Below are 10322 nucleotides of genomic sequence, written 5' to 3'. Positions count from 1 at the left end.
TTACCTGTTTGCAGTGCGTCCTAACGGAACCACTAACGGCGTTCCGGCAACCGGATCGTTGATAATCATACACCGTAGCCCATAGATTTTTTCAATGAGCTCTGCCGTGACAATCTCTTTCGGCGCACCCTCGGCGACGATCTTTCCATCACGAAGTGCAATCAGATGGGTGGCATAGCGACACGCCTGATTCAGGTCGTGCAGAACGGCGGCCAGCGTGTAACCTTTCTCCCGGTTTAGCTCACTCAACAGCTCCAGCAGATCAATCTGATGGCTGATATCCAGCCAGGTGGTCGGTTCGTCGAGCAGCATAATAGACGTTTCTTGTGCCAGTACCATCGCTATCCACGCGCGTTGGCGTTGACCGCCGGAGAGGGTATCCACACTTTGCGCCGCCAGATGTGTGATCCCCGTGGCCTGCATCGCGTGGGTTACCGCGATTTCATCTTCTTTACGCCAGCGGGTAAATAAAGGTTGATGTGGATAACGCCCACGAGCAACCAGCTCCTGCACGGTAATATCGCCCGGCGTGGTGGCATTTTGCGCCAGCAGACCAATTCTGCGTGCGACCTCTTTACTGGGGTAATGTTGAATATGTTCGCCATCGAGCCAGACTTTGCCGTGCGCGGGCGTCATCAGACGACTCAATGTACGTAGCAGCGTGGACTTTCCACAACCGTTGGGGCCAATAATGGCAGTGAAGTGACCATCGGGGATCGAGACATTAAGGTTTTCTGCCACGGTAAACTTGCCATAACCCAGCGTTAACTGGTCGCCACGCAAACGGGCTACTGATTCGGTCATTTTTTGCGGGACTCCTGAATTAACAAGACGATAAGGTAAATACCGCCGAGGCTTACGGTGACAACGCCAACCGGAAGCTGATAAGGCATAAATAGTTGCTGAGCGCATAAATCGGCCATCAGCAGTAGCAGGGCGCCGCACAGCGCCGACTGCGTTAATCCCCAACGTGCCGTGCCGCTAAGCCGACGAGCGATGTGTGGGGCGACAAGAGCAATAAACGAGATAGGTCCTGCCAGCGCGGTGGCCGCAGCGGTCAACACCACGGCGACCAGCATCATCATTAAACGTGAACGCTCTACGCTGACTCCAAGCGCGCAGGCGCTGTCATCACCCATTTCCAGTAAACGCAGGCGGCGTACCAACAGCGCGGCGCACCCCAGCATCACGATAATTAGCGGCGCAGAAGGCCAGGTCTTCGCCCAGGTCAGACCGTTGAGCGATCCGGCGTTCCACAGCCCGGCGGTCAGCGCGGTTTCTAAGGACGCCTTCAGCAGCAGCCAGGTGTTGAAGGCTACCAGCATAGCGCGAATGCCGATCCCGATGATGATCAGCCGGAAGGTGTCGATGCCGTTGCGCCAGGCCAGCGCCCAGACCACCAGCGAAGTCAGGATCCCGCCGAGCATTGCCGCCAGCGCGATGGCGGTAAGATGCTGACCAAACAGCACCATTGCCACCAGTACGCCGCTCCAGGCACCGGTATTGAAGCCCATCACGTCCGGGCTACCCAGCGGGTTACGCATCAATGACTGGAATATCGCGCCGCTAACGCCCAGCGCCGCGCCAATCAGCAGCGCCATCAACACGCGTGGTAATCGCCACTCGGTCACCACCAGAGTAATGCTACGCGGTGCATCACCGAACAGGGCGGCAATAATTTGCGGGGTCTCGAGCATAACGGCACCGCTACGCAGGCTCCACAATCCAACGGCCAGGCAACCGACGACCAGCAGCAGACAACTGACAATCAGGCGACGGGAGAGGTGCATCATGCGCCACCCCCGCGCGATTTACGGCGTACCAGAAAGATAAGCACCGGCGCGCCGATAAACGCGCTGACGACCGAGACGCGCAGCTCGCCGGGCACAATCAGACGACCGATAATATCGGCAATCAACAGCAGAGAAGGGGTGGCCAGCAGAGTGACGGGCAGCGACCAGCGATGATCTGCGCCCACCAGCCAGCGTGCCATATGCGGCATCATCAGGCCGATAAAGGCGATAGGGCCGACGATGGCGGTCGCACTTCCGCACAGTACGGTAATCACCAACAGGCCAATAAACTGGGTACGCGCAACTTTGCTCCCCAACGCCGTTGCGGTGTCGCTTCCCAGACTGAGGCTATTCAGAGCACGGCTGAGGAACAGCGCGACAGCACCGGCCATCAGGACCGGGATCAGCACGACTTTCAGCGTCTGCAGGCTGCGGATATCCAGTGAACCGGCTTGCCAGAAACGCAACTGGTCGTAGACGTCCGGGTTGAGCAGGGCGATGCCTGTGGATAATCCTTCCAGAACAGCACCCAGCGCAACACCGGCCAATGTCAGACGTACCGGGCTGAGCTGCCCGCCGCCCTGACTGCCGGTAAATGCCACGATCAGCGATGCGACCAGCGCACCGGCAAAAGCCATCAGCAGTTGTTCTTGCGCAGAGGAGAAGCCGAACAGCGCGGCACCCAGCACAATAGCAAAGCTGGCACCAGAGTTGACGCCCAGAATACCGGGATCGGCGAGAGGGTTTCGCGTGAGCGTTTGCATCAGTGCACCCGCCAGGCCCAGTGCACCACCTGCGAGGAGCCCTGCCAGCGTACGCGGGAGTCGCGCGTCCAGCACGATGGTGCAATCGGCGCTTTGACAACTGCCGGTGAGTGCATCAAATACCACGGAGGTGGGCAGCGACTTTGCGCCAATAACCAGACTTAATGCCGTGGTGAGAACAAGTAGTAACAACAGTCCGGGCACGGCGAAGGCGCGTGTCACGGAAATAGAGCATGACATATCAACTTCCCTGATAATGATAGTAATTATCGTTATCGATCTTATTTGGATATGTTAGCATGTGCAGCCATTGAATGGATATTGAAAAAGTACCTGGTAAGGCTCTGTAATGAATCGACAATCCTGGCTGCTTAATCTCAGCCTGTTAAAGACCCATCCTGCATTTCGCGCCGTCTTCCTCGCCCGTTTTATTTCCATTGTCTCTCTGGGGCTATTGGGGGTTGCGGTCCCGGTACAGATCCAGATGATGACGCAGTCGACCTGGCAGGTCGGTTTGTCGGTTACGCTGACCGGGAGCGCCATGTTTATTGGTCTGATGGTGGGCGGCGTACTGGCCGATCGCTATGAGCGCAAAAAGGTGATCCTGCTGGCTCGCGGAACCTGTGGGATCGGTTTTATTGGCCTGTGTCTGAACGCACTGCTGCCCGAACCGTCGTTGCTGGCTATCTATATTCTTGGTTTATGGGATGGCTTTTTCGCCTCGCTGGGTGTCACTGCGTTGCTGGCGGCGACGCCGGCGCTGGTCGGGCGTGAAAATCTGATGCAGGCCGGGGCGATTACCATGCTGACTGTGCGTCTGGGATCGGTGATTTCGCCAATGCTTGGTGGGGTGTTGCTGGCGACCGGTGGCGTGGCCTGGAACTACGGCCTGGCGGCGGCGGGTACATTTATTACCTTGCTGCCGTTGTTGAGCCTTCCCGCATTACCGCCTCCGCCGCAGCCGCGCGAGCATCCTCTGAAATCGCTGCTGGCAGCATTTCGCTTTCTGCTTTCCAGCCCGCTGATTGGCGGCATTGCGCTGCTTGGCGGTCTGTTGACCATGGCGAGCGCCGTGCGCGTGCTGTATCCGGCACTGGCGATAAACTGGCAGATGTCGAGCGCACAGATTGGGTTACTGTATGCGGCTATTCCCCTGGGCGCGGCCATCGGGGCTTTAACCAGTGGGCAACTGGCGCACAGCGTGCGTCCGGGTCTGATTATGCTGGCATCAACTGTGGCCTCTTTCCTGGCTATCGGTCTGTTTGGCTTGATGCCCGTTTGGCAGCTTGGTGTGGTTTGTCTGGCGCTGTTTGGCTGGCTGAGTGCGGTCAGTTCTTTGTTGCAGTACACCCTGTTACAGACGCAGACGCCGGAAGCGATGCTCGGGCGAATTAACGGTTTGTGGACCGCACAGAACGTCACCGGCGATGCGATTGGCGCGGCGCTGTTAGGGGGGCTGGGGGCGATGATGACGCCTGCGGCCTCGGCAAGCGTCAGTGGGTTTGGGTTGGTGATTGTCGGTCTTTTACTGCTGCTGTTGTTGGGAGAAGTGCGCCGATTCCGGCAAGTTCCCGTGAATGTCTGATCGCGTTATGCTCTACGGATTGTAGGCCGGATAAGGCGTTAGCCGCATCCGGCACTGACCATTAAAACAGAGCCGACAGACGTTGCAGCAGCAGCGTTGCGCTGTAGTAGTCGAGACGGAAGGTTTCCGTGCCCAGCGCATAAACGCGTTTGTTTTGCACAGCAGGCAGATGCGCCAGCAGTGGATTAGCGTAAATCGCATCGGCATCTTTGCTGTCGCCTGCAAACAGGAACAGCGCTTCGCCATTCAGACCCGCCGCCAGGTTTTCACCACCAAGCTGGATAATATCGTGACGTTTACCCTGGCTCTGGCTGGTATGTAGTCCGGCAGGTAGTGGTGCCAGCGTGAAACCGAGCTGTTCCATCAGCTTGCCTTGCGCGGACTCCGGCGTCCACAGGTTGGCGCTGTGTGCGGCTGCGGTATACACCAGCGCACTGACTGGCTGTGGCGGCAGGGTGATACGTTGCTTTACCGCGAGCAGTTGCTTATCAAACTCAGCAATACGCGCCGCTGCCTGTTGCTCCTGCCCGGTGATTTCACCTAATTGTGTCAGCAGTGACTGCCAGCTTTTGTCGTCGTAATTAATGATAAGCGTAGGGGCTATGGTGGACAGTTGATCGTACAGTGCAAGCGCGGAATCTCCCCCGGTGGCGCTGACCAGAATCAGATCCGGCATTTGTGCTGCAACGGCTTCGGCGCTCGGCTCGCCAATATACAGGCGGCTCAGTTTGCGTTCTTTGGCGACGTCGCTCCACTGGCGTAAAAAGCCCTGAGCGTCACCAATACGGTTATTCGGTGTCGTGGCACCGCTGGCAATGATGGGCGCATCAATAGCGAGCAGAGAACCGGTGAGCGTGACGCTGGTGGACACAATGCGCAGTGGCTTATGTTCCAGCGTGTGCGTGCCGCGGCTGTCGGTAACCTGGCGTGGCCAGTCAGCGGCATGGCTTAAAGAAATTCCTGAAATAACGAGTCCAACCAGTAACAGCGCAGTGCGGTAAAACGCGGAAAATCTCACAAATAAGCTTCCTGTTATCAATGTGGTTAATGCTTCTCATTTTCATTGTTACGCGTCAGGGATGCAAGCCTAAGTCGCACATTGTGTTACCACAAGAGTTGACATACCGACGCTTTGCTTTTAGGTTAGCGACCGAAAATATAAATGATAATCATTATTAGAGCCTTTATCATTTTATGGAGGATGATATGGACACGTCACTGGCCGAGGAAAAAACGCAGACTATGGCAACTCTCGCTCCCGACAGTTTTTTCTTTATGTCGCCGTATCGTAGTTTTACGACGTCAGGATGCTTCGCCCGCTATGCGGAACCGGCAATTGATGGTGATTCACCAGACAGCCCATTCCAACAGAAAATGCACGCACTGTTTGCGCAGGCCAAATCGCAGGGCATCGCAAACCCCATTATGGTAGGGGCCATTCCCTTTGACACCCGCCAGCCCTCGTCGCTGTTTATTCCTAAATCATGGCAAAGCTTCTCACGCACGGCAAAGCAGCAATCAGCACGTTACTTTACTGCCCATCAGTCGCTGAATGTCGTTGAGCGTAAATCGATTCCTGAGCAGGATTTTTTCGAAGATATGGTCGCCAGAGCAGCGGCGCTGACGGCAACCCCGGAAGTCGACAAAGTGGTGCTGTCTCGCCTGATTGATGTGACCGCCGACGCCAATATCGACAGTGGTGCGCTGCTGGAGCGGCTGGTAGCGCAAAACCCGGCAAGCTACAACTTCCATGTGCCCATCGACGATGGTGGTGTACTGATCGGCGCCAGCCCGGAATTGCTGTTACGCAAAGAAGGCGACCATTTCAGTTCGCTGCCGTTGGCGGGATCTGCGCGTCGCCAACCGGACGATGTTCTGGACCGGGAGGCTGGGATCCGTCTGTTAGCTTCCGAGAAAGATCGCCATGAACACGAACTGGTCACCCAGGCGATGAAAGCGGTTCTGCGCGATCGCAGCAGTGAGTTGCAACTTCCTTCGTCTCCGCAACTGGTCACCACGCCCACGCTCTGGCATCTCGGTACCCCGTTTGAAGGTAAAGCCAATGCCCAGGAAAACGCACTGACGCTGGCTTGTCTGCTGCATCCAACACCGGCGCTAAGTGGCTTCCCGCATCAGGTCGCACGTAAACTTATCGCCGAACTGGAGCCGTTCGATCGCGAACTTTTCGGCGGCATTGTTGGCTGGTGTGATTCGCAGGGCAACGGCGAATGGGTCGTGACGATCCGCTGTGCGAAACTGCTGCGTAATCAGGTACGTTTTTTCGCCGGAGCCGGCATTGTACCCGCCTCGTCACCGATTGCGGAGTGGCGTGAAACAGGTGCCAAGCTATCCACCATGTTGAATGTTTTTGGACTGCATTAAGCGCCTGGTCTACCAGGCTATTCAGGCCTTATCGACAGGCTCTAAGGAGCAATAATGAGTATTCCTTTCACCCGTTGGCCGGAAGAGTTTGCCCGCCGCTACCGTGAAAAAGGCTACTGGCAGGATTTGCCGCTGACCGACATTCTGACCCGCCACGCCGATTGCGACCAGACGGCGGTGATTGACGGGGAACGCCATCTTAGCTACCGCCAGTTAAACCAGGTGACGGATAATCTTGCCTGTAGCCTGCGTTGTCAGGGGATCAAATCCGGCGAGACCGCACTGGTGCAGTTAGGCAACGTGGCTGAGCTGTATATCACTTTCTTCGCACTGCTCAAACTGGGCGTGGCTCCCGTATTGGCACTGTTTAGCCATCAGCGTAACGAACTCAACGCCTACGCAGCGCAAATTAAACCGGTGTTACTGATTGCCGATCGCCAGCATGCGTTATTCAGTGACGACGAGTTTCTGAATACCTTTGTTGCCGAACACGATTCAGTGCGCGTGGTCCAGTTGCTCAATGATGACGGCGAACACAATCTGCAAACGGCTATAAGCCAACCCGCAACGGCGTTTACCGCCACGCCATCGCCTGCCGATGAAGTGGCGTATTTCCAGCTTTCCGGCGGCACGACCGGGACGCCAAAGCTGATCCCGCGTACCCACAATGATTACTACTACAGCGTGCGCCGCAGCAACGAGATTTGCCATTTCACTGGAGAAACGCGCTATCTGTGCGCTATTCCAGCGGCGCATAACTACGCCATGAGTTCGCCTGGCGCGCTGGGCGTTTTCCTCGCGGGTGGAACAGTGGTGCTGGCGGCAGACCCGAGCGCGACGTTGTGCTTTCCGTTGATTGAACAGCATCAGGTAAACGTTACGGCGTTGGTACCGCCAGCGGTGAGTCTGTGGCTGCAGGCAATTCAGGAGTGGGGCAGTAACGCACAACTGGCTTCGCTGAAACTGTTGCAGGTGGGAGGCGCGCGGCTTTCGGCTTCGCTTGCCGCTCGCATTCCGGCGGAAATAGGCTGCCAGTTGCAGCAGGTCTTCGGTATGGCGGAAGGGCTGGTGAACTACACCCGTCTGGACGACAGTCCCGAGCGCATCATCAATACCCAGGGGCGTCCGATGTGCCCTGACGATGAGGTTTGGGTGGCAGACGCTGACGGTAATCCTTTACCACAGGGCGAGACCGGACGCCTGATGACGCGCGGTCCGTACACCTTCCGGGGTTACTTCAATAGCCCTGAACACAATGCCAGCGCGTTTGATGCTAACGGATTTTATTGCTCTGGTGATCTGATCGCCATCGATCGGGATGGTTACATCACCGTGCAGGGGCGCGAGAAAGATCAGATTAACCGCGGCGGGGAGAAGATCGCTGCCGAAGAAATCGAAAACTTGTTACTGCGCCATCCGGCGGTGATTCATGCGGCATTGGTCAGTGTGGATGACGAACTGATGGGCGAGAAAAGCTGCGCCTGCCTGGTGGTGAAAGAGCCGCTGCGCGCGGTACAGGTGCGTCGTTTTCTGCGCGAACAGGGCGTGGCGGAATTCAAATTGCCGGACCGTGTCGAGTGCGTTGAGTCATTGCCGCTGACCCCGGTAGGCAAAGTGGATAAAAAACAATTACGTCAGTGGCTGGCATCACGTTCACCGGCCTGAAGGAGAAGAAGAAATGGCAATCCCTAAACTGCAGGCTTATGCGCTGCCAACGGCGCTTGATGTTCCGGCAAATAAAGTTGACTGGGCATTTGAACCAGAATGCGCCGCGCTGCTAATCCACGACATGCAGGACTATTTTATCGGCTTTTGGGGCGAGAACTGCCCGATGATGGAACAGGTAGTGGCCAACATCGCCGCGCTGCGTCAGTACTGTAAAGCACATAATATTCCGGTCTATTACACTGCGCAGCCGAAAGAACAAAGCGATGAAGACCGTGCGTTGTTGAACGATATGTGGGGACCCGGCCTGACGCGCTCGCCTGAACAGCAAAAAATCGTCGATGCGCTGGCACCGGACGAAGCGGATACCATTCTGGTTAAATGGCGTTACAGCGCGTTTCATCGTTCACCGCTGGAGCAGATGCTAAGAGACACTGGACGTAACCAGCTGATCATCACCGGCGTGTATGCGCATATTGGCTGCATGACCACCGCGACTGATGCCTTCATGCGTGATATTAAGCCGTTTATGGTCGCAGATGCGCTGGCAGACTTTAGCCGTGATGAACACCTGATGTCACTGAAATACGTGGCGGGGCGTTCCGGTCGCGTGGTGATGACCCAGGAGTTACTGCCGACACCTGTTCCGGACAGTAAAGATGCGCTGCGCAGCGTGATTCTGCCGCTACTCGATGAGTCTGAAGAGCCAATGGATGACGAAAACTTAATCGATTACGGTCTGGACTCAGTACGTATGATGGCGCTGGCGGCTCGTTGGCGGAAAGTGCATGGCGATATCGACTTTGTGATGCTGGCGAAAAAACCGACCATTGACGCCTGGTGGACGCTGCTCTCCCGCGAGGTGAAGTGATGGCCGGATTTGACTTCACAGGGAAAACCGTCTGGATAACCGGCGCGGGAAAAGGCATTGGCTACACCACGGCGCTGGCGTTTGTTGATGCCGGGGCACAGGTTACGGGCTTCGACCGCGAGTTCGCGCTGGCAGAGTATCCCTTTGCTACTGAGGTGATGGACGTGGCGAACGCGCAGCAGGTGGCGCAGGTATGCGAGCGTTTGCTGGCGAATACCGGGCGTCTCGACATACTGGTGAACGCCGCAGGGATCCTGCGTATGGGACCAACCGACGCGCTGAGCGTGGAGGACTGGCAGCAAACCTTTGCCGTCAACGTGGGCGGAGCATTCAATTTGTTTCAGCAGACGATGGCGCAGTTTCGTCGCCAGCGGGGCGGGGCAATTGTCACCGTCGCATCGGATGCGGCGCACACGCCGCGTATCGGCATGAGTGCTTATGGGGCGTCAAAAGCCGCGCTGAAAAGCCTGGCGCTAACCGTGGGACTTGAACTGGCGGGCAGCGGCGTGCGCTGCAATGTGGTTTCGCCAGGCTCGACCGATACCGACATGCAGCGTACGTTGTGGGTCAGTGATGATGCGGAACAGCAGCGTATTCGAGGGTTTGGCGAGCAGTTTAAGCTCGGCATTCCGTTGGGGAAAATCGCCCGGCCGCAGGAGATCGCCAACACGATTTTATTCCTCGCCTCCGATCTGGCCAGCCACATTACGTTGCAGGATATTGTGGTGGACGGCGGCTCCACGTTGGGGGCATGACGATGATCTGGAAACGTCATTTAACGCTGGATGAACTGAATGCCACCAGTCAGAACACCATGGTGGCGCATCTGGGCATGGTTTATACCCGACTGAGTGATGATGTGCTGGAAGCCGAAATGCCGGTGGATGAGCGTACGCATCAGCCGTTTGGTTTGCTGCACGGCGGCGCGTCGGCGGCTCTGGCGGAAACGTTGGGGTCAATGGCGGGTTATCTGATGACTCGAGACGGGCAGTGTGTGGTGGGAACTGAGTTGAACGCCACGCATCACCGCGCAGTATCGCAGGGGAAAGTGCGCGGTGTGTGCCAGCCGTTGTATCTTGGGCGACAGAATCAAAGCTGGGAAATCGTCATCTTTGATGAACAGGGGCGGCGCTGCTGCACCTGCCGTTTAGGCACGGCGGTGATGGGGTGAAGTCACCCGGCAAAGTAAAATGAAATTGCAGGGTTAACAGGTAAATGAAGTGATCTAGTTAACAATGCAATGTAAATACTCAGTGATACTT

10 protein-coding genes are annotated in these 10322 nt (G+C 56.7%); 6 read left to right on the top strand and 4 right to left on the bottom strand.

Going from position 1 to position 10322, the window contains the following annotated elements; genetic code table 11:
- From fepC to fepD, 3 genes are read right to left on the bottom strand one after another with little or no spacing between them, the layout of a single operon-like run.
- Window positions 1-804 (bottom strand): iron-enterobactin ABC transporter ATP-binding protein, encoded by an 804-nt coding sequence (fepC, locus tag SK32_RS10010; RefSeq protein WP_048212333.1) that lies wholly within the window; start codon window positions 802-804, stop codon window positions 1-3.
- Window positions 801-1793, bottom strand: coding sequence for an iron-enterobactin ABC transporter permease (gene fepG / locus SK32_RS10005; protein ID WP_048212332.1), 993 nt, complete (start codon window positions 1791-1793; stop codon window positions 801-803). Before fepG ends, fepC begins: the two co-directional genes overlap by 4 nt.
- On the bottom strand, window positions 1790-2797 hold the full coding sequence (fepD, locus tag SK32_RS10000; RefSeq protein ID WP_048212331.1) for a Fe(3+)-siderophore ABC transporter permease: 1008 nt from the start codon (window positions 2795-2797) through the stop codon (window positions 1790-1792). The genes fepG and fepD overlap by 4 nt, the downstream gene beginning before the upstream one ends.
- A gap of 109 nt (window positions 2798-2906) precedes the next feature.
- Between fepD and entS the strand changes: the two genes are divergently transcribed.
- Window positions 2907-4142, top strand: coding sequence for an enterobactin transporter EntS (gene entS / locus SK32_RS09995; protein WP_048212330.1), 1236 nt, complete (start codon window positions 2907-2909; stop codon window positions 4140-4142).
- 61 nt (window positions 4143-4203) lie between these two features.
- Here entS and fepB read toward each other — a convergent pair whose 3' ends face one another.
- The gene (fepB, locus tag SK32_RS09990; RefSeq protein ID WP_048212329.1) at window positions 4204-5160 is read right to left on the bottom strand and encodes a Fe2+-enterobactin ABC transporter substrate-binding protein; all 957 of its coding nucleotides are present in this window, start codon (window positions 5158-5160) and stop codon (window positions 4204-4206) included.
- A gap of 188 nt (window positions 5161-5348) precedes the next feature.
- Between fepB and entC the strand changes: the two genes are divergently transcribed.
- From entC to entH, 5 genes are read left to right on the top strand one after another with little or no spacing between them, the layout of a single operon-like run.
- Window positions 5349-6524 carry an isochorismate synthase EntC gene (entC, locus tag SK32_RS09985; protein ID WP_048212328.1) on the top strand — a complete coding sequence of 392 codons (1176 nt, stop codon included), beginning with the start codon at window positions 5349-5351 and terminating at the stop codon, window positions 6522-6524.
- 54 nt (window positions 6525-6578) lie between these two features.
- On the top strand, window positions 6579-8189 hold the full coding sequence (entE, locus tag SK32_RS09980; RefSeq protein ID WP_048212327.1) for a (2,3-dihydroxybenzoyl)adenylate synthase EntE: 1611 nt from the start codon (window positions 6579-6581) through the stop codon (window positions 8187-8189).
- Between the two features lie 13 nt (window positions 8190-8202).
- Window positions 8203-9060 (top strand): isochorismatase, encoded by an 858-nt coding sequence (locus tag SK32_RS09975; RefSeq protein ID WP_048212326.1) that lies wholly within the window; start codon window positions 8203-8205, stop codon window positions 9058-9060.
- On the top strand, window positions 9060-9815 hold the full coding sequence (entA, locus tag SK32_RS09970; RefSeq protein WP_048212325.1) for a 2,3-dihydro-2,3-dihydroxybenzoate dehydrogenase EntA: 756 nt from the start codon (window positions 9060-9062) through the stop codon (window positions 9813-9815). The genes SK32_RS09975 and entA overlap by 1 nt, the downstream gene beginning before the upstream one ends.
- Window positions 9816-9817: 2 nt before the next feature.
- The gene (gene entH / locus SK32_RS09965; RefSeq protein ID WP_048212612.1) at window positions 9818-10231 is read left to right on the top strand and encodes a proofreading thioesterase EntH; all 414 of its coding nucleotides are present in this window, start codon (window positions 9818-9820) and stop codon (window positions 10229-10231) included.
- Window positions 10232-10322: the final 91 nt, after the last annotated feature.

Origin of the sequence: Citrobacter sp. MGH100 (assembly GCF_001034465.1) — a bacterium.
In the GTDB taxonomy this organism is placed as follows: Bacteria; Pseudomonadota; Gammaproteobacteria; order Enterobacterales; family Enterobacteriaceae; genus Citrobacter; species Citrobacter youngae.
This window is presented reverse-complemented; position numbering and strand designations above follow the sequence as displayed.

What these genes read in the sequence shown, in the direction of transcription:
- entH (WP_048212612.1), top strand. Translation starts at nt 9,818, where the DNA reads ATGATCTGGAAACGTCATTTAACGCTGGATGAACTGAATGCCACCAGT.
- fepG (WP_048212332.1), bottom strand. Translation starts at nt 1,793, where the DNA reads ATGATGCACCTCTCCCGTCGCCTGATTGTCAGTTGTCTGCTGCTGGTC.
- SK32_RS09975 (WP_048212326.1), top strand. Translation starts at nt 8,203, where the DNA reads ATGGCAATCCCTAAACTGCAGGCTTATGCGCTGCCAACGGCGCTTGAT.
- fepD (WP_048212331.1), bottom strand. Translation starts at nt 2,797, where the DNA reads ATGTCATGCTCTATTTCCGTGACACGCGCCTTCGCCGTGCCCGGACTG.
- entS (WP_048212330.1), top strand. Translation starts at nt 2,907, where the DNA reads ATGAATCGACAATCCTGGCTGCTTAATCTCAGCCTGTTAAAGACCCAT.
- entE (WP_048212327.1), top strand. Translation starts at nt 6,579, where the DNA reads ATGAGTATTCCTTTCACCCGTTGGCCGGAAGAGTTTGCCCGCCGCTAC.
- entC (WP_048212328.1), top strand. Translation starts at nt 5,349, where the DNA reads ATGGACACGTCACTGGCCGAGGAAAAAACGCAGACTATGGCAACTCTC.
- entA (WP_048212325.1), top strand. Translation starts at nt 9,060, where the DNA reads ATGGCCGGATTTGACTTCACAGGGAAAACCGTCTGGATAACCGGCGCG.
- fepC (WP_048212333.1), bottom strand. Translation starts at nt 804, where the DNA reads ATGACCGAATCAGTAGCCCGTTTGCGTGGCGACCAGTTAACGCTGGGT.